Genomic DNA, 21,824 nt, shown 5'->3' with positions numbered 1-21,824 from the left:
CGTGATTGTAGTCAAGGATTTGGTCCGTCAGTTCAAGTCCGGCGACCGGACCATCAAGCCGGTCAACGGCGTCAGCTTTGAACTCGGGAAGGGTTCGCTCGCATCCATCGTCGGCAAGAGCGGCAGCGGCAAAAGCACGCTGTTGTCCCTCCTCGGCGCGCTGGACAAGCCCACTTCGGGAGACGTCGTCGTGGATGGCGTCAGCCTGGCGGGCCTGCCGGACGGCAAACTGACCGAATACCGGCGCCGGGACATCGGCTTCGTGTTCCAGCAGTTCAACCTGATCCCCAACCTCAGCGCCGTGGACAACGTGATGCTGCCCATGGAGTTCGCCGGTGTCCGCAAGTCGGCCCGTTTGCAGCGGGCCAAAGAGCTCTTGGAGCAGGTTCAACTGGATCCGGAAAAGCACGCGCGCAGGACCAACCGGCTCTCGGGCGGCGAGCAGCAGCGGGTGGCCATAGCCCGTGCGCTGGCCAACGAACCCAAGCTGATCCTCGCTGATGAGCCCACCGGAAACCTGGACGAGCAGACCGGTGAGCACATCATCGAGCTGCTCAGCTCGCTGAGCCGCGACCACAACACCACCATCCTGGTGGTCACCCACGACCGCAGCCTGGCCCAGAAAACCGAACGCTGCTTCCGCCTTCAGCAAGGCCGGCTCACGGAGGAGGTCAGAAGCGGATTGCGTCGATAACCTTGACGCGCACCGCCACCAGGGCGGGGATTGCTCCGGCGAGCGCACCCACCAGGACGGCGGCACCGAAGCCCAGAAGGGCCGCGTCGACGGGGAAGGCCGGATATTCAGTGAGTCCCGGAGCCACCTTAGATTCGATCCAGGGGTGTTTGACCACCGCGACGGCGAGCATCACTCCGGCGATGCCCGCCACCGCGGTGGCCACCACGGACTCCATCATGACGCCAACGAAGATGCGGCCCGATGTCGCTCCGAAGCTGCGCCGGATGCCGATTTCCCGCACCCGGTAGCGCACGGTGACCATGGAGATGTTCAGCATGCCGACCGCCCCAAGCAGCAGCACCAGCCCGGCAACTCCGCCGACCACCAACTGCACGGGAGCAAGCGGGTCGCCCCAGGCCGCGTAGTCGACACGATTGGCTTGGGCGTAGTAGCCGGGGAATTGTCCTTGCAGGTCTGCGGTGATCGCGGCCATGAGGACATCAGCCTGCTCCTCGCCCACCCACAGTTTGAACTCCGACATTTGCGGTTTCATCCCCGTCACGGCCGCACCCTCGGTGAGGATGAACGCAGCCGGAGGCATGTCCGGAAAAACGTCCCGCACCACGCCGATGATCACGGCCGTTGCCGGCTGGTCACCTGTAATGGTGACTGTGGGGTGGGTTGTCAGGTTGGGCCTGCCCGCTTGGTTGTAGAACGCTTCGGAAACCACGACGGCGGGGGCCAGCCTTTGGCCGTCGTCGGCAGCGAACCAGCTTCCCTGCAGAAGCGGTACGCGGTGGATGGTGCCGTATCCGATGTCCACGATGGTCATGCTCACCGGGGTCACTCCGCGGGGAAACTGGAAACCCGCCTGGGTCTGGCCCATGTGGGTGGAGGTACTGATGCCGTAGCGCTGCTGGATCCCTTGGTACACCTTCTCGATCTTCTCCGGGTCCGGAGGGGTGGGGCCGTTGACGCTGAGGGCCAGCGTGGCAACACGTCCCCCGTTGCGCTCCGACTGCACTTTGTAGCCTTCGCGGGCCAGGTTTCCCACGCCCACTACGGAGGTCAGGGCAGCCACGGACAGGGCAACGCCCATGAGCGCCAACAGAATTCTCACCTTGTTGATCCGGAGTTCCTGCCAGGCTTCCACCAACGTGGAGATCACGCCCGTCATGCGGACACCCCCGTGTCGGCGGGCGCGAGCGGGCTGAGGACCCCGGCATCCAGGCGGAAACAAGCCCGGGCCAGCGCTGCCACGTTGGTGTCGTGGGTAATGGTGACCAGGGCCGCGGCGGTTTCCGTGGCGACAGTATCCAGCAGCGCCATGACCGACTGGCCGGTCTCAACGTCCAGGGCGCCTGTCGGCTCGTCGGCAAGGATGAGCCGGGGCCGGCGGACCAAGGCCCGCGCGATGGCAACGCGCTGCTGCTCACCGCCGGAGAGCATATTGGGCATGGTGTTGGCCCGCGCCGCGAGGCCCACCCGCTCCAACATATCCATGGCCAGTTCCCTTCGACGCCAGAACTCCCGGCCTTTGGCGTAAAACAGCGGGGTGATCACGTTGTCCAACGCGCTGCGTCCCGGTAACAGGTTGAATTGCTGGAAGACGAAGCCCACGGTGGATCCGCGGAGGCGGGCGCGGGCGTTGTTGCCCAGCCTGTCAGCGGGCTGGCCCAGAAACTCCAGCTCCCCCGACGTCGGAACGTCCAACAGGCCCAAAAGGTTGAGCAGGGTGGATTTGCCGCACCCTGAACGGCCCACAATCGCAGTGTGGTCTCCGCTGTGGACCTCCAGGTCGATGCCTTTGAGGATGTGAAGTTGTTGTTCGTCCGGCAAGGTGACGGACCGGGTGACCGAGCGGAGGCTGACGAGTGTTTCCTTGGGTTGCTCCATTGCCGCTAACCCGCCGGGGCGACGGCAACCTGTCCAGGACCCATGGGCCCTGGGACAGCCGGCGCGCCGGGTACGAATTCAAGGACCTGCTCGCCCTCGGCCAGGCCAGACGTCACTTCCACCACGGAGCCATCATTAAGGCCCAATTGGACCGTGCGCTGCTCGGGTGCGGCCGCTGCCCCACCCGGCCCTGCGATCCAGACGATCCCGTCCTTCACGCTTCCTTTCACCGACGTCAACGGAACGGTCACCACATCCGGTGCGACGCCCGCACTGACCGTCATGGTGGCTCCCAAACCAGGGAAGACCTGCTGGCCCGACGGGACGGGGCAGCTCAACGTTCCTGTGGGGCTGCCGCCTTCTTCCGGTTGGCTCGGCGCCCCCGGGCCGGCAACAGCCATGCCCACGCCCATTCCAGCACCTCCACCGCTGGCGACAGAACCGCCGGAGCCGCTGCCGCCGTCGTCGGACGCGTTGTTCTTGAGCGTCACTTCGGTGCACTGGAACGGCGCCGGGCCGCCCACCAGGGCGATTTCTGCCGGACCGGGCTTGCCGAGCAGCCGGTACTGCTGGGCGGCGGTAACTGAACCCGCCACAGTGTAGGTTCCGGGATCGATCTTGCCCACGGGCTCACCAACGGTCACTTGCTGGTCAACGAGTGTGGAGAGTGACTGCAGGCTTCCTGCGCTGGGGGCAAGGATGTCGAAGTAGTCGTAGACAGGCTTCGGCGGGGTCCCGTCCTTGGAAGGTGCGCCGGTGACGGCGCGCTCGGCCTTGACCTGGAACAGCGCGTCACCCTTGGCAACGGTGGCACCCTGATCAACGAAGACCTTGATAACTTTTCCGGCCGAGGTGCTGCGGACGATGGCGGCTGCGTCGCTCTGGACGGTGCCCTTGATCTGGACGGTGTTGGTGACCGTGGCCCGGGTGGCCGGGACCACCGGAATGTCCACGTGGGCCAGCGGTGCCGGCTCCGATGCCGCTGACTCCATGCCATCGACAAAAGCGATCTTGACCAAGGCCACCGCGATAACGGCGAATATGGCCAACCAGGCAACCGGCAAAATGACGCGCCGAAAAATACCCATCCCTGCTCCATTTCGGTAACTCCCCACAGAACCTCTGCGAGGGATGATGGCCTAAGCCTAGGCGAGGAAATCCACGGCTCCGGGCATTCGTGTGACTTGACAGAAGGCTTACCGTGTCGCCGCCTGTTCCCTGCGGGCGCACCCGTTCCCGCCCGGCGCACCCCACGCTCCCGGTGTGCGCACCCGTTGCCGCCCGGCGCACCCCACATTCCACGCGGGCGCACCCATTGCCGCCCGGCGCACCAGAGGTTCCGGGTGCGAGCGGGGCAAAAGGGTGCGGCACCAACCACGCTCGAGACCCTCACACTCCAAGCCCCAGCCCTGACTGCATCGCGCACAGCGCACCCGTTGCCGCCGGGCGCACCCCACGTTCCCGGCGGCCGCACCCGTTCCCGCCCGGCGCACCAGAGGTTCCGGGAGCGAGCGGCGCGAAAGGGTGCGCACCGCAGCGGCTTGACCGCCAACCCTTGCGCCGAATGACTTGCGCCGAATGACTTGTGCCAAATGACTTGTGCCAAATGAGAGGATGGCACTCATGACCCTCCCCATCGCCAGGCCGTGGCTGTTCGAGCAAACCAACCAGGATCCCCGGGCAGCGACCGGACGGCCGTTGCGGTGGGGTGTGGTGTCCACCGGCAACATCGCCAACAGCGTGTCCCAGGACCTGGCGATGCTGGAAGACGCGGAACTCTACGCCGTAAGTTCACGGACCCAAGAGGCAGCGGATGCTTTCGCCAGTGCACTCGGCTTCGCCAAGGGTTACGGGGACGACGGCGGTGTTCCCGGCTACCAGCGGATGTTCGCCGACCCCGCGGTGGACGTGGTGTACATCGGCACTCCGCATGCCCAGCACTTCCAGATCGCCTCCGCGGCACTGCAGGCCGGCAAACCCGTCCTCTGCGAGAAGGCCCTGACCATCAACGCCCGCGAAGCGTCGGAACTGGTGAAGCTGGCCAAGGAAAACAAGGTGTTCTTCATGGAGGCCGTGTGGAGCCGCTTCCTGCCCAGCATGCAGCGCGCGTTCGAGATCGCCGGTTCCGGTGAGCTTGGGAACATCCAGTGGGTCAGCGCAGATCTGGGTTTCCCGGCGCCCTATGATCCCGCCGCCCGGATCTGGGCTTTGAACGATGGCGGCGGGGCGCTCCTGGACATCACCGTCTATCCCTTGCTCTGGGCGCTGGGAACCCTTGGCTTCCCACAGTCTGTAACTGCCATCGGATCGTTGAACGAGGACGGCGTGGACACCCAGAACGCACTGACACTCGGGTACGCCGACGGTGCGCAGGCCCAGCTGACGTCGTCCTTGATGGCGCACGGGCCCCGGACTGCCACGGTTGCCGGCGGGTTGGGCTTCCTGCAAACGGTCGGGTCGGTGAACAACCCCCGCGAACTGCTCATCCGGGTTGGCTGGGACGAGCCCCGGCACGAGCACTTCGACGTGGTGGGCATCGGCTACACGTACGAACTCCGCGAAGTGACGCGATGCGTCCAGCAAGGCCTCACCGAAAGTCCCGTGATGCCCTTGGAAGACTCGGTCAACGTGATGCGATTGTTTGATGGAGTGCGCTCACAGCTGGGTATCCGGTACCCGAACGACGCACGGTGAGTGCCGCCGTCGTGAGGGGTTAGCTCTCGGGGCTTTGGCGTGGGTTCAAGCGCCGAGACGTCGCCCCTCGACGAGTGCCGACGTCGTGATTTAACCCAGGTGGGCTAACGACCCCGAGCCGGCTGGCGCGCCAGTTTGCGGTCCAATGACAGTGCTCCGGGGCCCAGGAACACGAACGCTACCGAGATCGCGAAATAGACGATCAGGAGTTCTGCCGTCACGCCGGACGCGTCGGTCAGCAGCGGTTTGCCCGCCTCCGTCACGAACCAGATCGACGCGAAAAGGATCGCTGCGAGGAACCCGGCCACCCGGGTCAGCGCACCCAGGACCAGCAGCGTGCCAAGGCCGAGTTCGCCGGCGATGACCAACCAGGCGATGAGCTCGGGCTTCTGGACACCCATGGCGGCCACGGAGGCGGCGAAAGCTGCGTGTCCGGCCATGAGCTTCTGGAGGCCGTGGACCACCATGAGCGCACCAAACACCACGCGCAGGATGGTGACGCCGCGGGAGGATGACTGGGGAGAGGGGTGAAGGAATTTCACGGTCCCAATCTTCCATGTCCTCGGCCCAGGCGCCAACCAGAACAGTCGCGCGCCGCTCCCCTCCCCTGACATCCCGCGGTCCTCGACCCAACTGAGTATCAGCAAACGCTCCAATGAGCCCTCATTGCGACGTCTGCTGCTACTCAGTTGGGTGAGTGGGGGCAGAATGGGAGGTGGCCCTGGTTGGGGTTGTTTTACGGCGCGGACATTGTGGATGGAGCAGGCATGGAAGTTGATGTTGTAGTTGTTGGCGGAGGAGCCATGGGATCGGCTGCCGCGTGGCAACTCTCCCGGTCCGGACGCTCAGTGGTCCTCCTGGAACGGTTCGAGGCCGGCCACCACATCGGCGCATCCCATGGCGCAACCCGCAACTTCAACACCGCCTACGCCGAGGCCGACTACCTGGACCTCCTGGCTGAGTCCAAGACCCTCTGGGACGAACTCGCCGCAGAGCACGGCGCACCCCTGCTGGACCTGGTGGGGCTGGCGAACCACGGCAACATCCCCAAGCTGGAAAAGGTCCGCGAAGCCCACCAGGAACGCGGCATCGAGAGCTACTTCATTTCCGCGGACGACGCCGCCAATCGCTGGCAGGGCATGAACTTCGCCACCGACGTCCTGTTCGTGCCAGGTTCCGGACGGATCCGCTCAGCAGATGCCCTGGTGGCGCTCCGGAACAGTGCCGAGGCCCGGGGATCCATTTTCAAGTACTCGACGCCGGTCCGGGACATCAGCGTGGACGGCGCGGAATCTGTGGTCGTGGTGACCGAGGAAACCGAGTACAGAGCCAAACGGGTGGTGGTCACGGCCGGGGCGTGGACCCCCAAGGTCCTGAACGGCCTCGCCAAGCTTCCGTCCCTGGTGGTCACGCAGGAGCAACCTGCCCATTTCACCCCTACGGACAACACCCTGGTGTGGCCCAGCTTCAACCACAGCCCGGACCCGGACCCCAACAACGAGCTCTACGAATACTGGTTCAGCCCCGTGTACGGCATGCTCACACCGGGCGAAGGCGTCAAAGCGGGCTGGCATGGCGTTGGCCCCGTTATGGACCCCGATGAGCGCACGTTCGAACCCATCCCCCAGCAGCTCGAAGCCTTGGTGCGGTACGCAGAAGAGTGGCTTCCCGGCGTCGACCCCTCCACTGCGGTTCCCATCAGCTGCACCTACACCACCACCCCCACCGAAGACTTCGTGCTGGACAGTTTCGGGCCGCTGGTGGTGGGCGCCGGTTTCTCGGGTCACGGTTTCAAGTTCACGCCGGCCATTGGCCGGGTGCTGAAGGACATCGTCGACGGCGGCACCGCACCCGCCAGGTTCCACGCCGACCGCTAAGCCGACCTCCAACCGGGGCACGAACGCAAAAAAGACCCCGCAAGCTTGACGCTTGCGGGGTCTTTTCGCTTGGCTTAGCCCAAGGTCGAGAGAACCTTGTTGAACGTCGCCGACGGGCGCATGATCTCAGCGGCCTTGGCAGCGTCCGGACGGTAGTAACCGCCCAGGTCGACGCCGTGACCCTGCACTGCGGCGAGCTCGCCAACGATGGTGTCCTCGTTGGAGGTCAGGGCTTCAGCGATTGCTGCGAAGTCCTTGGCCAGCTCTGCGTCTTCGGTCTGCTTGGCCAGTTCCTGGGCCCAGTACGTGGCCAGGTAGTAGTGGCTGCCGCGGTTGTCCAGCTCGCCGACGCTGCGGCGCGGGGACTTGTTTTCCAGCAGGAACGTACCCGTTGCGCGGTCCAGCGTGTCAGCCAGGACCTGTGCGCGGGCGTTGTCCGTGGTGGTGGCAAGGTGCTCGAAGCTCACGGCCAGGGCAAGGAACTCACCCAGGCTGTCCCAACGAAGGTGGTTTTCCTTGACCAACTGCTGGACGTGCTTCGGAGCGGAGCCACCGGCACCGGTCTCGAACAGGCCGCCACCGTTGATCAGCGGAACGATGGAGAGCATCTTGGCACTGGTACCGAGCTCGAGGATGGGGAACAGGTCCGTGAGGTAGTCGCGGAGGACGTTGCCCGTAACGGAGATGGTGTCCTCGCCCTTACGGATGCGCTCCAGGGTGAAGGCCGTGGCCTCGACCGGGGAGAGGATCTCGATCTGCAGGCCTTCGGTGTCGTGTTCCTTGAGGTACTCGTTCACCTTGGCGATAAGGTTGGCGTCGTGCGCGCGGGTCTTGTCCAGCCAGAACACGGCCGGAGTCTGGGACGCGCGGGCACGGGTGACGGCCAGCTTGACCCAGTCGCGGACCGGGATGTCCTTGGTCTGGCAGGCGCGCCAGATGTCGCCCGGGGCAACTTCGTGCTCGATCAGGACCTTGCCGGCGCTGTTGACCAGCTGGACCGTGCCCGGAACCTCGATTTCGAAGGTCTTGTCGTGGCTACCGTATTCTTCGGCAGCCTGCGCCATGAGGCCCACGTTGGGAACGGTGCCCATGGTGGTGGGATCAAACGCACCGTTGGCGCGGCAGTCGTCCAGGACAACCTGGTAGACACCGGCGTAGGAGCTGTCCGGGAGGACGGCCAGCGTGTCGGCTTCCTTGCCGTCCGGGCCCCACATGTGGCCCGACTGGCGGATCATGGCGGGCATGGAAGCGTCCACGATGATGTCGGAAGGGACGTGGAGGCTCGTGATGCCCTTGTCGGAATCCACCATGGCCAGCGCCGGACCGTCTTCGAGGCCCTTGGTGATGGCAGCCTTGACGCCTTCGCGGACGTCTTCCGGAAGGTCTTCGAGACCGTTGAGGATAGCGGCCAGGCCGTTGTTGGGGCTGATGCCAGCTGCGGCGAGCTGCTTGCCGTAGGTCTCGAACAGCTCGGAGAAGTAGGCCTTGACCACGTGGCCGAAGATGATGGGGTCCGAGACCTTCATCATGGTGGCCTTCAGGTGCGCGGAGAAGAGGATGCCCTCTTCCTTGGCGCGGGCAACCTGTGCTTTGAGGAATTCGTCCAAGGCTGCTGCGCGGAGGACTGTGCCGTCAACGATTTCGCCGGCCAGGACCGGGAAGCCCTTCTTCAGGACCTTGACGGAGCCGTCTTCGCGGACGAGCTGGATGGTGAGGGAGTCATCCTTGTCCAGGACCACGGACTTCTCGTTGGAGCGGAAGTCATTCTCGCCCATGGTGGCAACGTTGGTCTTGGAATCTGCGCTCCAGGCACCCATGGAGTGCGGGTTCTGGCGGGCGTAGTTCTTCACCGACAGGGGTGCGCGGCGGTCGGAGTTGCCTTCGCGCAGTACCGGGTTCACGGCGGAGCCCTTGATCTTGTCGTAGCGCGAGCGGATGTCCGTCTCGGTGTCCGAGGAGGGGTTGTCCGGGTAGTCCGGGAGGGCGTAGCCCTGGGCCTGGAGCTCGGCGATGGCAGCCTTGAGCTGCGGCACGGAGGCGCTGATGTTGGGCAGCTTGATGATGTTGGCTTCCGGCTGCTTTGCCAGTTCGCCAAGTTCAGCCAGGGCGTTGCCCGTGCGCTGCTCCTCGGTCAGGAAATCACCGAAGACGGCGATGATGCGGCCGGCCAGCGAAATGTCGCGGGTCTCCACCTCTACACCTGCGGTCGAGGCATACGCTTCCACAATCGGCAGGAATGAGTAGGTTGCCAGCATCGGCGCTTCGTCTGTGTGGGTATAGATAATCTTGGCCATTGGCGGGGTTCTCCCTGAAAGTCTGCAGATTTCAACATCTCCTAACTTACCCGAGTAGGCCGTTTTGGCGGCTCTTCGTGTCCGGGATCACTCCTTTGGTTACCGGCCGGGAAAACGATTTATGCCGGGCGGTGACCTGCCCGCCGCCGCTGCGCACCGCCGTCGTACGCCCCCTCCAGTAGCACGACAAGAAGTGACAGCCAAATATCACAAACTCTGAAACATCTCTTTACAAACTTGTCATACGCGCGATACCTTCGATTCCGTCAGTCGGCGGTCGCCATCACTGGCCGCCTCACTCCCTCGATAGGTAGGAACAACGTGACGAAAACCAAGACCCTGGCCACAAGCCTGCTGAGTCTGTCCGCTGCCGCAATCCTGGCGCTGGTTGGAACCACCAGTGCAAACGCGGCACCGGTGAACACCACAGACTCCAGCGGCGCTTCGGTCAGCAGCCATGCAGCGTCCGACGCGGGTGCTGCAGACTACTGGACGCCTGAGCGCATGAAGAACGCCAAGTCCGGCGACATCCTCGGCGTCAAGGCACTGGAACGCGGCAAGCTCCTCAACCTCGGCAAAGCCCCGATCACCGAAGCCCCGGGCGCTGTCAGCAGCATTCCCGGGCAGGAAGCGGCCACCGACTCCACCACGATCGACCGCAAGGTCAACCAGAGCGAAACGCCTGTCAAGCACATCGGCAAGATCTTCTTCACCCTCGGTGGCTCCAACTACGTCTGCTCCGGCAACTCCGTGACCGCCGCCAATAAGAGCACGGTGTCCACCGCCGGCCACTGCGTCAACGAAGGACCCGGCGCCTACGCCACCAACTTCGTCTTCGTGCCGGCCTACCTCAACGGCGCAGCACCCTACGGGAAGTGGACGGCAAAGGCGCTGTACTCCCCCACCCAGTGGGCCTCCAGCGGCAACATGCAGTACGACACCGCTTTCGCCGTCATGAACACCCTCAACGGCCAGAAGCTCGCAGACGTCGTGGGCTCCTCCGGAGTCCAGTTCAACGCCGCACGCGGCCTGAGCTACAAGTCCTTCGGCTACCCGGCAGCTTCCCCGTTCAACGGCGAATCACTCAAGAGCTGCTCCGGCACTGCCACCAACGATCCCAACAACCCGCAGTTCAACACCCAGGGCATCCCCTGCAACATGACCGGTGGCTCCTCAGGCGGTCCATGGTTCATCGGCAACAGCTCCACCGGCTACCAGAACTCCATCAACAGCTACGGCTACGGCAGCAACTCCACCACCATGTACGGCCCCTACTGGGGCACCGTGATCCAGTCCACCTACAACACCGCGGCGGCTTCGTAACGGTTCCTCAGTAGCACGTCCCTGTTAAGTACGACGGCGGCCGTCCCCTACCGGGGGCGGCCGCCGTTGCGTTGTGGTGCTTATAGGGCGCGTGGTTTCGACACGCTTGGGTTCCTAGTGGAACGCACCTGGGTTCCTAGTGGAAGAAGTGGCGTGCGCCGGTGAAGTACATCGTGATGCCCGCGGCGTTGGCTGCGGCGATGACTTCCTCGTCACGGACGGAACCGCCGGGCTGGACCACTGCGCGGACACCTGCCTCGATCAGGATCTCCAGGCCATCGGCGAACGGGAAGAACGCATCGGACGCTGCAACGGCACCGCGTGCGCGCTCGGGTGCGTCGGCACCGCTGGCGTTGGACGCGCCGCCAGCACCTTCGACGTCGGACTCCACCTGGACGCCAAGTGTGTTGGCGCGTTCGACGGCGAGGCGGCAGGAGTCCAGGCGGTTGACCTGGCCCATGCCGATGCCCACAGCAGCACCGTGGTTGGCAAGGAGGATGGCGTTGGACTTGGCCGCGCGGCACGCGGTCCACGCGAACGCGAGGTCAGCGAGGGTTGCCTCGTCAGCAGCTTCGCCGGCAGCGAGCGTCCAGTTGGCGGGGTTGTCGCCGTCGGCGTCCACCTTGTCGGACATCTGGACCAGGACGCCGCCGGAAACCTGGCGCATCTCGGACGGGTAGCGGCCGTAGCCCTCGGGCAGGGCGAGCAGGCGGATGTTCTTCTTCTTGGAGAGGATCTCCACGGCCTCGGGCTCGAAGTCCGGGGCGATGACAACCTCCGTGAAGATGTCCGCAACCGTGCGGGCCATGCCGGCGGTGACGGTACGGTTCGCCGCGATCACACCGCCGAAAGCGGAGACAGGGTCGCAGGCGTGGGCCTTGGCGTGTGCGTCGGCAATCGGGTCAGCAGAGTCTGCAGAACCAACAGCAACACCACACGGGTTGGCGTGCTTGATGATCGCGACTGCGGGCTCGGCGAAGTCGAACGCAGCGCGGAGGGCGGCATCGGCGTCGACGAAATTGTTGTAGCTCATTGCCTTGCCGTGCAGCTGGTCAGCCTGGGCGATGCCGGCCGGAGCAGCCTTGTCAACGTAAAGTGCAGCCTGCTGGTGCGGGTTCTCGCCGTAGCGAAGGACCTCGGAGCGCTCCAACGCCAGGCCGGCGTAGGCGGGCCAGTCGATGATGCCGTCGCCGTCTTCGTCCAGGAACTGGCTGGCGGTCCAGGAAGCAACAGCGTTGTCATAGCTTGCCGTGTGCGCGAAGGCCTTGGCGGCCAGGCGGCGACGGGTGTTCAGGTCGAAACCGCCGTGGGCTGCGGCGTCGACAACAGCACCGTAGAAGTTCGGGTCCGTGACGATGGCGACGGCGGCGTGGTTCTTCGCAGCCGAACGCACCATGGCGGGGCCTCCGATGTCGATCTGCTCAACAACGTCATCCTGCGCTGCGCCGGACTTCACGGTCTCGACGAACGGGTACAGGTTAACCACCACGAGGTCGAAGGTTTCGATCTCCATGCCGGCCAGGGTGTCCATGTGGGCCGGGACGCGGCGGTCAGCCAGGATGCCGCCGTGCACGCGCGGGTGCAGCGTCTTGACGCGGCCGTCCAGCATTTCCGGGGAGCCGGTGACTTCTTCGACTTCCTTGACCGGGATGCCTGCGGCGGCGATCTTCTTGGCGGTGGATCCGGTGGAGACGATTGCGACGCCTGCTGCGTGCAGGCCCTTCGCGAGCTCCTCCAGTCCCGTCTTGTCGTAAACCGAGATCAGTGCACGGCGGATGGGAACACGGTCAAGCTGCGTCAAGCTCACAAAAGTCTCCGTCTTAGTTCGCGTAGATATCGCGGGTGGTGGGATACGGGCAGTTTATCGTGTTTCGTTGGTTGGCTCGTTTTGCGTCTTTGGGGACCCTTGCGTTGCGAGGCCCGCTCTGCGTGCCACTCGCGCACCTAAGCGCGCACACCAGGCCCCACAAATCACGCCCCCGCGTTGCGAGGCCCGCTCTGCGTGCCACCCCGAGCACGAAATGCGCACACCAGGCCCCACAAATCGCTGCCTCACGTTGCGAGGCCCGTTCCGCGCCAAGTGCGCGCCCAGACGTGACTTACGACGACGGCCCTCGCCAACCGCGCGATGTCAACGCGTCACGTACTTTGCGTTCTGCGTTGGCCCACCCGGCCTTCATTTGGACCTCAGAAAATTTCAGAACAATCCATCCCATGGCCCGAAGCCGATCGTCGCGTTCAATGTCCCTGCCCCACTGCACAGGGTCGGAGCGGTGATGGTCCCCCTCATACTCCATGGCAATTTTGTACTCCTTGTACTGGAGGTCGGGCGTTGAGACATAACGGCCATGATCATCCAAGATTGGTTGGGTTACTGCTGGCTCCGGCAGCCCGGCGTCGACTATCTTCAGGCGCAGCCTTGACTCCTGCGGCGAGTCGACGCCCGACCGCAACAATGGCAAAATTTCCCGCGCCATACGGATCCCCTTGACCTTCGGGCGCCGATCAACAACTTCTTGGAGCGCTTCGATCGAGGACAAAGGATTCTTCCTGGCCAGCAGCGAATCCCCTGCCGCCACCAGAGATGACCTGCCCATATGCCTGGCCAAATCTACCCATGTCCATTCCGGCGACGTCAGTTGAACTCCATTGAGCACGCGCACGTCCCGAGCGAGCAGAGGTGCCCGATGACCTATCACTCCGCGACGCTTGACCCTCCCAATTTCTTGCCGACGCGTCACGTGGATCAGCCCGCCCCTCCCCTCTTCCTCGAGGTAGATAGGAAGCGGAATAGACCACAAGAGTGCCGCCGTGACATGGCTCACTGCGCAGCGGGGTGTGACTGTGGTGTGCAGCCGTCCGAGCAGTTCGAGGTCGCGTTCGTTTGCCTCTGCAACACGAAGGCCCCGACTCGGCGTTAGGAGCCCTTTCGTCTGGAGCCGCCATCGCGGCACACCGGCGGCATATGCGTCTGCGACGAGAAAACCTCGGGGATCGACCTCCGGCGGCAAAGGGGTGAGATTTCGCATGGGTCCATAGTTGCCGGAAACGATGGCTCACATTCGGTTATCCACAGAAGACGCTGCCAGAGGCATCTCTGTCTACTCCTCCACAGCTGTTGTGAGGCCCACTCTGCGCCCCAAACACCCGAAGTGCCACGCACAGCAGGCCCCACAACGCGTGATCCCAGCACTGTGAGGCCCACTCTGCGCCCCAAACACCCGAAGTGCCACGCACAGCAGGCCCCGCAACATAGGGTTGTGCCATGGAAGACCCCCAGGATGTCGTTCTTGTTGCCGATGTAGGGAAGAGCCGTTGCCGCGTGGAGTTGCGCCGTGGTTCAGAGATGCTGGGTGCCGCGGACCAGCACGGGTTCCCGGGAGTTCACGTGGACAACGGCCCCACCCTCGCGTTCGACCTCCTGCTTGAGACCGTTGCGCTGCTGCCGCCGGGCCTGCCCTTGACGACGGTAACGGGTATCGGCGCTGCTGTGGCCGGCGTCGAGGCTTCGGCGCAGAAGTCACAGGAGCTTGCCACCATGTTGTCCCTACGCTTCGGAGTTCCCGCGGCGGTCCTCTCCGATGCCACAGCCGCCCAACTCGGCGCACTCCAGGGCGCCCCCGGCACGACGTTGATCGTGGGCACAGGCGCCGTGGCTTTCCGCTTCGACGAGCTCGGAGTCCTGCACCGGGCCGACGGCTGGGGACCTTACCTGGGTGATCGCGGCAGCGGCCGTTGGATAGGCCAGCAGGGTCTGCAGGCAGTTCTTGAAGCGCACGACGGCGGCCCGGCCACATCGTTGTCCGCTGCGGCCGGCGCTTTGGTTGAGTCGCCGGAGATGCTCCCGGGGTGGCTGGCCGACCAGGAAAACCCCTACAGGGCGATGGCCCGTTTCGCACCGCTGGTTCTGCAGGCAGCGGAGGCGGGTGACGCCGTCGCACTTAACATCGTTGGCGAGGCGTGCCGCATCCTGACTGCAACAGTGCAACGAGCCTCCGGCGACGACACCTCGCAACGCGTTGCGCTGCTGGGCGGTGTCGTCGGGTCGGACTTCTTCGCGTCGCTCTTGCGGAAGTCCCTCGCTTCGGCTGGGATTGAGGTGGTGGCCCCGCTGGGCGATGGCCTGGACGGCGCCGCCCTCGCTGCGACGCGCCGCGGGCTCATCCAGGAAAGGTACATCCACCGTGACGGAACAAACTGGCCCGACTGACGCCGACAAACTTGCGGGCCTGCGCACGGAACTCGCCGGATTGCAGACCGAAGCCACCGCGGAGGGCCTGGAGAACCTGGACATCCTTGGCACCGAAGAACTCGTGGCCGCAATGCTGGCCCACACGGCAGGCGTGCACGCTGCCGTTGAAGCGGCCAGTCCCGCGATTATCCAAACGGTCGACGCCGTTGCGGAGCGGCTCCAGCGCGGCGGCCGCCTTTTGTACGTGGGCGCCGGGACAGCCGGGCGGTTGGGTGTGCTCGATGCGAGCGAGTGCCCGCCAACGTTCGGCACACCGCCGGGGCTGGTCGTCGGATTGATCGCCGGTGGCGCCAAAGCGATCCAGCACCCGGTGGAGTACGCCGAGGACAACGCAACGGCCGGCGCTCGGGACCTGCACGACATCAACGTGACGGAAGCGGACGCCGTCGTCGGTATCACCGCCTCCGGTAGGACGCCGTACGTGATCGGCGCGCTTGAGGAGGCCCGGAAGCACGGTGCCTTCACGGCGTCGCTGGCCTGCAATAAGGGATCGGCCGTGAGCCATGTGGCCGATGCTGCGATCGAGGTTGTTGTGGGTCCGGAGTTCATCGCCGGCTCAACCCGGCTGAACTCGGGCACCGCCCAGAAACTTGTCCTCAACATGATCAGCACCTTGGTGATGGTCAAGCTCGGCAAAACCTACGGGAACCTCATGGTTGACCTGCGTGCCACCAACGAGAAATTGCTGGCCCGGTCACAGCGGACCGTGCAGCACGCCACCGGTGTTTCCGCGGCGGAAGCGGCAGCGGCGTTGGACTCCGTGGGCGGCTCTGTTAAGGCGGCAATCCTGGTGCTCCTCACGGGAATCGAAGCCTCCGCAGCGAAGGGTGCGCTTGAGGACGCGGGCGGCTTCCTGCGAAGGGCCATCGAGAACCAGAAGTAACGTCGGCCGCCAGGCCAAACGTGTTGCCCGGCAGGGCCTAAAGTTGCATGCAGGAGGCCCTATGAATACGTACACAACCGTGCCCAGCGGCGAACAAGTGGTGCAGGAACTGCCATGGCGCTGGAAGGTCCAAGGCAAGATCTTCGTCATCGGCGGCCTTGGATTCATGTTCGACGCCTGGGACGTGACGCTCAACGGCATCCTGATCCCCTTGCTGTCCAAGCACTGGTCCCTGCAACCCGCTGACGCGGCGTGGATCGGCACGGCCAACCTGATTGGCATGGCTGTAGGTGCGTTCGCATGGGGCACCATAGCCGACACCATCGGTCGCAAGAAGGCGTTCACTGCCACCCTCCTGATCTTCAGCATCTTTACGGTCCTTGGCGCGTTTTCGCCGGACATTGTGTGGTTCTGCATCTTCCGCTTCATGGCCGGCTTCGGCTTGGGCGGCTGCATCCCCGTGGACTACGCCCTGGTGGGTGAGTTCACGCCGCGCAAGCAAAGAGGCAAAGTCCTTACCGCCATGGATGGTTGGTGGCCGGTGGGGGCAGCACTGTGTGGTTTTCTGTCTGCGTGGCTGGTGGCGGCTTTCGGGGACTGGCGGCTCACCATGCTGATCATGGTGCTGCCCGCGTTGCTCGTGTTCTGGGTGCGCCGATCGGTCCCCGAATCGCCGTTGTTCCTGATCCGGAAGGGCCGTCGCGCTGAAGCTGCGGCTGTGATCGACGGCTTGGTCGACGCCACAGGGGCTGAACCCCGCGCCTACAGCCTGCCCGAGCCGGAGGCCGCACCCCGGCTCTCCGCCGGCAGTGCGTGGTCGCAGCTTCAGAAGATCTGGCAGTTCAACTGGAAGATCACCACCACGGCTTGGGCGTTGTTCTTCTCCGTGCTCCTGGTCTACTACCTGTCGCTGACGTGGATGCCGCGCATTCTCATCGGCGCCGGGTTCGAGGAGTACAAAGCGTTCGTAACGACGGCGGGTATGGCCGCCGTCGGGCTTTTGGGCGTGGTGGTTGCTGCGCTCCTGGTGGAGCGGGTGGGCCGCAAGTGGATCCTGGCCATCACCGGTCCCCTGTCCGCGGTGACGCTGGTGATTGTGGCGCTCGTGGTGGACGTTCCCTCGGCTGCGGTGTTCTGGCTGCTGGTGTTCGGGTTCGTGGTCCAGGTGGCCATCCCGGTGCTGTACGCCTACGTGTCCGAGCTGTATCCCACCGAGCTTCGCGGCTCCGGTTTCGGGTGGGCTTCGACGTTCTCCCGCATCGGCGCGGGCTTTGGGCCCTTGGTGTTTGCGTCATTCTTCTGGCCGGAGTTCGGTTTGGCGACGTCCTTTGCCCTCGCCGGTGGCCTGGTGCTCCTGTCGGTGCTGTGGATGGCGTTCTTCGCCCCGGAGACCAAGCAGCGCGAGCTCTCCTGACGCGAGCTCTCCTGACCTGGGCAGGGGCGGGTGCGAGTTAGTGGGCCGCGAGGTCCCGCATCGTCTGGACCAGCAGGCGGCGCTCCACGATCTTGATGCGCTCGTGCAGGGTTTCCTCGGTATCGTCAGGAAGAACACTGACGGCTTCCTGGGCGATGATGGGGCCTGTGTCCACGCCGGCGTCGGCCCAGTGCACGGTGCAGCCGGTGACCTTCACACCGTAAGCGATCGCGTCGCGGACACCGTGGGCGCCGGGGAAGGACGGGAGCAGGGCCGGGTGGGTGTTGACGTACTTGCCGTCGAAAGCGTTGATGAAGTCTTCGCTGACGATCCTCATGAACCCGGAGGAAACCACGACGTCCGGGCTGTAGGAAAGAACCTTGTCGCGCAGGGCAGCGTCCCACTCCGCGCGGGTGTCGAAGGAGTTGAAGTTCACCACGAACGTCTCGATGCCTGCTTCGTCGGAACGCTCCACGCCGTACGTGTCTGGGCGGTCCGCACCCACAGCGGCGATCTCGACATCCAGTTCACCCGACTTCACGGCGTCGATGACAGCCTGAAGATTGGAACCGGTACCGGAGACGAGGACAACAATGCGCATTGCACTAGCTTATGGGCGGCTCGCGTAGGCTGGAAAACATGAATCCCGACGTCGGTCCCAAGCCGAGCCAGCAATCCCGCTCCGAGGCCGAAAAGTCCGCGCTCGGCGTGACCCAGATCCTGTTCCGCGCATTCCTTTTGACGGCTCTGGGCGCGTTCTTCGTGTTCTCCCTCAACGTGGATTACGTCTGGCTGAGCGCCATCCTCACCCTCGCCGCCGGGGTGTTGGGCGTGGTGGTGCTGGTGCGGACAGTGAAGTTCAAGCAGCCCCGCCTGATCCTGTTCGGGACCATCTCCGGCCTGATCGTCACCGCCGTGATGTGCCTGCTCATCCTGACGTCCGTGCTTTTCTTCAAGCAGGTCAGCACGTACCAGGATTGTTCTCGTAGTGCCCTCACGGAATCCGCGAAGACACAGTGCCTGACCCAGCTGGAAAACTCCATGCCGGCGCCGATGCGCTGACCGGCATCCGCCTAAGCGGCCGCTGACCCGCTCAGGCGTGTTCGTCGTCGTACGCTGCTTCGTCGAGGTTCGCCTCGCGCTGCTTCTGGCTGCGTTCCAGCCAGGGCCCCACTGCGTACCCGATCACGACGCCGATCCCCACTTCGGCGGCAAGCCAGACTGCCGTCCACAGCGGGTGAGGTCCGATTTCCGTGAGCCGGCCAATGCCGGCAGAACCGCGGGCGATCCACGCCATCGCGCCACCGAGCAGCCCTGCCACAGCGCCGATGAACGCGCCGAGGAACAGCGTTGACGCCGCGGCAGTGAACCAGCGGGCTTTGATCTTGATGGAGAGCCATTCGTCGAAGTGGTTTTCGCCTTCGCGCAGGAACCACCACCCTGCCAGTATCCCGGCGACTACCGGCAGTGCCAGGGCGGCGGAGCCGAAGTCGAGCTGCCCGGCCGGGAGACCACCCAGAATGGGGACTGCCGGGAGCGGTCCAACCGTGGTGCCCAGTGGACCTGCCGTGGAGCCGACACCCAGTGAGAACCCCGCGCCCGAGGACCAGGAAAGCGCAAAGATCACCAGGTTCGGCAGGAAACCGAGCTGCGCAATGGTGAGCACGGCGCCGCCCAACGCGCCGGCCTGGATGCCCTCGTAGACGGCAATAATGTCTGTCCAGTGCCACACGATGGTGGCAGCCAGCAGTACCGCCGACAAGCTCACCGCGGCCATGATCGCCACAAAACCGGCCTTCAACCCGGAGCCGACATACGAGCCTGCCCACCGTGAATGCTGACTGGTTTTCGAAAGCCAGGCGACGGCGTCCACGCCAATCAGCCGGCTCCACGAACCAGCCTCACGCCGGGCACCGACGATCATGCCCAGGGCGAAGGAAATGAGCGGGATGGTCATGGCGTACCAAAGGTTGATGACCACTTCCGGGGTGCGGCACACGAACCCGGTAGCCATCCCGAACGCCGCGTACACAACGAAAGCGCCCAGGAACGCCTGCCACAGCTGGTCAGTGTACGAGGCACGGGCCAGTCGCCGGCCCGCACGCCAGGCAAGCAGGAACGGGACGAGCGTCAGCCCCAGCGGGTGCAGGGACAACAGGCCAGATCCCGGTTGTGCCGCCGTGCCCATATCGACGGGTGCCAGTCCAAGCGGAACACCGTGGATCAGCAGCCAGGCTTGGCCGGCCAGACGGGCCAGGGTGTCGACGTTGCGGTCCTTAAAACCGTCGGTCGCCCACACCCCAACCAGCGGCAACACCACAACAATGGCCGAAATGAACGCCGACTGAGCCGCTTCCAAACCGCCCTGCAGCCAAAGGGGCATGGGGAGGCCACGGTTTCCGGTCTGATCAGCGCGCAGTTTCATCGTGATCTATCGTGCCACGGTGGGCAGCACTCGCCCGTCAGACTCCCCCGAAATACCGCGAATTCCTGCGCTTTTTCCTATGGGCCGCCGTAAGATGGGAGGTGTTCTCCCGGGGCGGATGACGGCCCCCAACTGATGTTGAAAGACCCGGAAACAAACGAAGCCGGGAACTAGGAGCGGCCAATGGATAGGTGTCACAACTTCTAAACGGAAAGTCGTACTAGCAGCTGGTGCAGCCACCTTCGGATCTTTTCCCAGGCTGCACCAGCCTTCTTTTGTTCCACCCCTTCCTTGCGCCGAGGGGCGACGTCTCACCCCTTCCGCCCCGCCGAGGGGCGACGTCTCACCCCTATGAAGCCCTTCTAAGTCGCGAAAGCTCACCCCTCGCGAAGAAACGCACGACGGCGGCCGGCCCACCTAAGTGCCACTCCCGCCGAGGGGCGACATCTCGGCACTTTGGACCCGCCGGGTTGCCGCACAAATGACGCACAAATGTGCTGGACTCCCCGCTTCGGCGCAACGAGACTGTGTACACGAGCAACCATTTGGCCTATTGGGGGTCAACCAAAGTGTGTCGCTCACACCGTCTGAAGGGACAAGGTCAATGGACGACCTCGCAGCTTTCTTCCCGCTGATCGCCATCATTCTGGGCGTCGTACTCGTGATCGGCTTCATTTGGCTGGCCACGAAGGCGATGTGGAAGGTGGCGGAACCGAACGAGGCTCTCATCATCTCGGGCCTTACGCGCGGAACACTGGAAAATACAGACGGCATGGACTTCAAGATCGTCACCGGAAAGGGCGCCCTGGTGGTCCCGGGGTTGCAGACGGTCCGCAGCCTTGCCCTGACCCTGAATGAAACTGAACTCAAGGTCTCGTGCGTGACCTCGCAGGGCATCCAAGTGATCGTGGACGGTGTGGTGATCTACAAGATCGGCGACGCTCCCCCGTTCATCGCCAACGCTGCCCGGCGGTTCCTGGGCCAGCAGCCGAAGATGGAGAGCCAGGTCTACAACGTCTTCGAAGGGCACCTGCGTTCGATCATCGGCAGCATGACCGTGGAGGAAATCATCCGCGAGCGCGACAAGCTGGCTTCCTTGGTTCGCAGTGCCAGTGGCGTGGAGATGGAGAAACTGGGCCTGGTGGTGGATTCACTGCAGATCAAGGACCTGCAGGACCCCACCGGCTATATCCAGAATCTGGCGAAGCCGCACATTGCGCAGGTCAAGATGGAGGCCCGCATAGCGGAAGCCACCAGCAACCGGGAAGCTGCAGAGAAGGAAGCGGAAGCCGCGGCCCTGATCGCTGATGCGCAGAGCCTCTCCGCCATCAAGCAATCCGCAGCACAGGCCAACGCGGAGCAGGCACGCGCCCAGGCCGCGCAAGCCGGGCCGCTGGCCGACGCGACCGCCCGTCAGCAGGTGGTGGTTCAGGAGACCGAAGTGGCCAAGCTTGAGGCCGATCGCGAAGAGCAGAAACTGCAGACCACCATCCGCAAGCCCGCAGATGCCCGGGCATACGCCCAGCGTACCGACGCCGAGGCCAAGAAGGCCGCTGACATCAGCGCCGCGGAAGCTTTGGCCAAGCGCACCGAACTCGAGGCACAAGCAAACGCCCGACGGGTCGAGCTCGAAGCCCAAGCCAACGCAGGGGCGGCGGCAGCGATGGCAGGCGCAACGCGCGTCACGGGTGAAGCCGAGGCAGCGGCGACGACGGCACGCGGCAATGCGGCCGCCTCCGCTGTGAAGGCCAAGGCGTTGGCTGAAGCTGAAGGCATCAAGGCACGCGGTGAAGCGCTCGAAACCAACCAGGATGCCGTCATCTCCCAGCAGATCGCGGAGAACATGCCCGCGATCGTGTCGGCAGCTGCTGAACCGTTCTCACGGATTGGGCAGCTGACGGTACTCAATGGTGGCGAGGGGCTGAACAGTATGGTGGGTGGAATCCTCTCCCAGGTGGGGAACTTCCTGCCGTCGCTTGCTTCGGCGCTGCGGGGCAAGGAAACGCCTGCTCCTTCTCCCCGGCCGGCTCCGGTGAAGGCACCACCCGCACCGTCTCCCTCCGCCAAGGCACCAGATGCCTAGAGCGGTA

The 21,824-nt window shown here is 64.5% G+C and carries 18 protein-coding genes; 9 read left to right on the top strand and 9 right to left on the bottom strand.

Annotation, left to right across the window (positions count from 1 at the left end; genetic code table 11):
• Position 1 precedes the first annotated feature (1 nt).
• Positions 2-694: an ABC transporter ATP-binding protein gene (locus tag QRM57_RS07030; protein WP_284986078.1), complete on the top strand. Its 693-nt coding sequence runs from the start codon at positions 2-4 to the stop codon at positions 692-694.
• On the opposite strand, the gene QRM57_RS07025 is transcribed toward QRM57_RS07030, so the two are convergent.
• From QRM57_RS07025 to QRM57_RS07015, 3 genes are read right to left on the bottom strand one after another with little or no spacing between them, the layout of a single operon-like run.
• A complete protein-coding gene (locus tag QRM57_RS07025; protein WP_284986077.1) occupies positions 672-1,853 on the bottom strand; it encodes an ABC transporter permease in 1,182 nt (393 codons plus the stop codon). The two genes, QRM57_RS07030 and QRM57_RS07025, sit on opposite strands and share 23 nt — an antisense overlap.
• Entirely contained in the window at positions 1,850-2,572 is a 723-nt protein-coding gene (locus tag QRM57_RS07020) for an ABC transporter ATP-binding protein (protein WP_257368762.1), read from the bottom strand. Before QRM57_RS07020 ends, QRM57_RS07025 begins: the two co-directional genes overlap by 4 nt.
• Positions 2,573-2,577: 5 nt before the next feature.
• Entirely contained in the window at positions 2,578-3,660 is a 1,083-nt protein-coding gene (locus QRM57_RS07015; protein WP_284986076.1) for an efflux RND transporter periplasmic adaptor subunit, read from the bottom strand.
• A 535-nt stretch (positions 3,661-4,195) separates the two neighbouring features.
• Here QRM57_RS07015 and QRM57_RS07010 point away from each other — a divergent pair.
• Positions 4,196-5,266, top strand: a complete 1,071-nt coding sequence (locus QRM57_RS07010) for a Gfo/Idh/MocA family protein (protein WP_284986075.1) — start codon at positions 4,196-4,198, stop codon at positions 5,264-5,266.
• 104 nt (positions 5,267-5,370) lie between these two features.
• Here QRM57_RS07010 and QRM57_RS07005 read toward each other — a convergent pair whose 3' ends face one another.
• Complete coding sequence (locus tag QRM57_RS07005) at positions 5,371-5,808, bottom strand: DoxX family protein (protein ID WP_284986074.1); 438 nt, start codon at positions 5,806-5,808, stop codon at positions 5,371-5,373.
• A 225-nt stretch (positions 5,809-6,033) separates the two neighbouring features.
• Here QRM57_RS07005 and QRM57_RS07000 point away from each other — a divergent pair, with 225 nt between their 5' ends.
• Complete coding sequence (locus tag QRM57_RS07000; RefSeq protein ID WP_284986073.1) at positions 6,034-7,143, top strand: FAD-dependent oxidoreductase; 1,110 nt, start codon at positions 6,034-6,036, stop codon at positions 7,141-7,143.
• Positions 7,144-7,217: 74 nt separating this feature from the next.
• On the opposite strand, the gene QRM57_RS06995 is transcribed toward QRM57_RS07000, so the two are convergent.
• Complete coding sequence (locus tag QRM57_RS06995) at positions 7,218-9,437, bottom strand: NADP-dependent isocitrate dehydrogenase (RefSeq protein WP_284986072.1); 2,220 nt, start codon at positions 9,435-9,437, stop codon at positions 7,218-7,220.
• Positions 9,438-9,653: 216 nt separating this feature from the next.
• On the opposite strand from QRM57_RS06995, the gene QRM57_RS06990 reads away from it, so the two are divergent.
• Positions 9,654-10,760, top strand: coding sequence for a trypsin-like serine peptidase (locus QRM57_RS06990; protein ID WP_502868633.1), 1,107 nt, complete (start codon positions 9,654-9,656; stop codon positions 10,758-10,760).
• A 136-nt stretch (positions 10,761-10,896) separates the two neighbouring features.
• On the opposite strand, the gene purH is transcribed toward QRM57_RS06990, so the two are convergent.
• Both purH and QRM57_RS06980 read right to left on the bottom strand, forming a co-directional pair.
• Positions 10,897-12,567 carry a bifunctional phosphoribosylaminoimidazolecarboxamide formyltransferase/IMP cyclohydrolase gene (purH, locus tag QRM57_RS06985; RefSeq protein ID WP_284986070.1) on the bottom strand — a complete coding sequence of 557 codons (1,671 nt, stop codon included), beginning with the start codon at positions 12,565-12,567 and terminating at the stop codon, positions 10,897-10,899.
• 292 nt (positions 12,568-12,859) lie between these two features.
• Positions 12,860-13,789, bottom strand: coding sequence for an endonuclease domain-containing protein (locus QRM57_RS06980; protein ID WP_284986069.1), 930 nt, complete (start codon positions 13,787-13,789; stop codon positions 12,860-12,862).
• 236 nt (positions 13,790-14,025) lie between these two features.
• On the opposite strand from QRM57_RS06980, the gene QRM57_RS06975 reads away from it, so the two are divergent.
• From QRM57_RS06975 to QRM57_RS06965, 3 genes are all read left to right on the top strand, one after another.
• Complete coding sequence (locus QRM57_RS06975) at positions 14,026-14,970, top strand: N-acetylglucosamine kinase (protein WP_284986068.1); 945 nt, start codon at positions 14,026-14,028, stop codon at positions 14,968-14,970.
• The gene (gene murQ, locus QRM57_RS06970; RefSeq protein ID WP_284986067.1) at positions 14,945-15,895 is read left to right on the top strand and encodes an N-acetylmuramic acid 6-phosphate etherase; all 951 of its coding nucleotides are present in this window, start codon (positions 14,945-14,947) and stop codon (positions 15,893-15,895) included. The genes QRM57_RS06975 and murQ overlap by 26 nt, the downstream gene beginning before the upstream one ends.
• Positions 15,896-15,956: 61 nt before the next feature.
• Complete coding sequence (locus QRM57_RS06965) at positions 15,957-17,309, top strand: MFS transporter (RefSeq protein ID WP_284986066.1); 1,353 nt, start codon at positions 15,957-15,959, stop codon at positions 17,307-17,309.
• A 37-nt stretch (positions 17,310-17,346) separates the two neighbouring features.
• Here QRM57_RS06965 and purN read toward each other — a convergent pair whose 3' ends face one another.
• Positions 17,347-17,910 (bottom strand): phosphoribosylglycinamide formyltransferase, encoded by a 564-nt coding sequence (gene purN / locus QRM57_RS06960; RefSeq protein WP_284986065.1) that lies wholly within the window; start codon positions 17,908-17,910, stop codon positions 17,347-17,349.
• Between the two features lie 11 nt (positions 17,911-17,921).
• Between purN and QRM57_RS06955 the strand changes: the two genes are divergently transcribed.
• Positions 17,922-18,371: a hypothetical protein gene (locus tag QRM57_RS06955; protein WP_284986064.1), complete on the top strand. Its 450-nt coding sequence runs from the start codon at positions 17,922-17,924 to the stop codon at positions 18,369-18,371.
• Positions 18,372-18,402: 31 nt separating this feature from the next.
• Here QRM57_RS06955 and QRM57_RS06950 read toward each other — a convergent pair whose 3' ends face one another.
• Complete coding sequence (locus QRM57_RS06950) at positions 18,403-19,734, bottom strand: cell division protein PerM (protein WP_284986063.1); 1,332 nt, start codon at positions 19,732-19,734, stop codon at positions 18,403-18,405.
• A 604-nt stretch (positions 19,735-20,338) separates the two neighbouring features.
• On the opposite strand from QRM57_RS06950, the gene QRM57_RS06945 reads away from it, so the two are divergent.
• The gene (locus QRM57_RS06945; RefSeq protein WP_235519159.1) at positions 20,339-21,817 is read left to right on the top strand and encodes a flotillin family protein; all 1,479 of its coding nucleotides are present in this window, start codon (positions 20,339-20,341) and stop codon (positions 21,815-21,817) included.
• Positions 21,818-21,824 lie beyond the last annotated feature (7 nt).

This window comes from Arthrobacter sp. fls2-241-R2A-172, assembly GCF_030208885.1.
Classification (GTDB): domain Bacteria; phylum Actinomycetota; class Actinomycetes; order Actinomycetales; family Micrococcaceae; genus Arthrobacter.
Note: the sequence above shows the minus strand (reverse complement) of the source record. Positions and strands in the feature narration are given on the sequence as shown.

Coding starts and splice junctions, on each gene's coding strand:
- QRM57_RS07025 (WP_284986077.1), bottom strand. CDS start 1,853: ATGACGGGCGTGATCTCCACGTTGGTGGAAGCCTGGCAGGAACTCCGG.
- QRM57_RS07020 (WP_257368762.1), bottom strand. CDS start 2,572: ATGGAGCAACCCAAGGAAACACTCGTCAGCCTCCGCTCGGTCACCCGG.
- QRM57_RS07015 (WP_284986076.1), bottom strand. CDS start 3,660: ATGGGTATTTTTCGGCGCGTCATTTTGCCGGTTGCCTGGTTGGCCATA.
- QRM57_RS07010 (WP_284986075.1), top strand. CDS start 4,196: ATGACCCTCCCCATCGCCAGGCCGTGGCTGTTCGAGCAAACCAACCAG.
- QRM57_RS07000 (WP_284986073.1), top strand. CDS start 6,034: ATGGAAGTTGATGTTGTAGTTGTTGGCGGAGGAGCCATGGGATCGGCT.
- QRM57_RS06995 (WP_284986072.1), bottom strand. CDS start 9,437: ATGGCCAAGATTATCTATACCCACACAGACGAAGCGCCGATGCTGGCA.
- QRM57_RS06980 (WP_284986069.1), bottom strand. CDS start 13,789: ATGCGAAATCTCACCCCTTTGCCGCCGGAGGTCGATCCCCGAGGTTTT.
- QRM57_RS06975 (WP_284986068.1), top strand. CDS start 14,026: ATGGAAGACCCCCAGGATGTCGTTCTTGTTGCCGATGTAGGGAAGAGC.
- QRM57_RS06965 (WP_284986066.1), top strand. CDS start 15,957: ATGAATACGTACACAACCGTGCCCAGCGGCGAACAAGTGGTGCAGGAA.
- purN (WP_284986065.1), bottom strand. CDS start 17,910: ATGCGCATTGTTGTCCTCGTCTCCGGTACCGGTTCCAATCTTCAGGCT.
- QRM57_RS06955 (WP_284986064.1), top strand. CDS start 17,922: ATGGGCGGCTCGCGTAGGCTGGAAAACATGAATCCCGACGTCGGTCCC.
- QRM57_RS06950 (WP_284986063.1), bottom strand. CDS start 19,734: ATGAAACTGCGCGCTGATCAGACCGGAAACCGTGGCCTCCCCATGCCC.
- QRM57_RS06945 (WP_235519159.1), top strand. CDS start 20,339: ATGGACGACCTCGCAGCTTTCTTCCCGCTGATCGCCATCATTCTGGGC.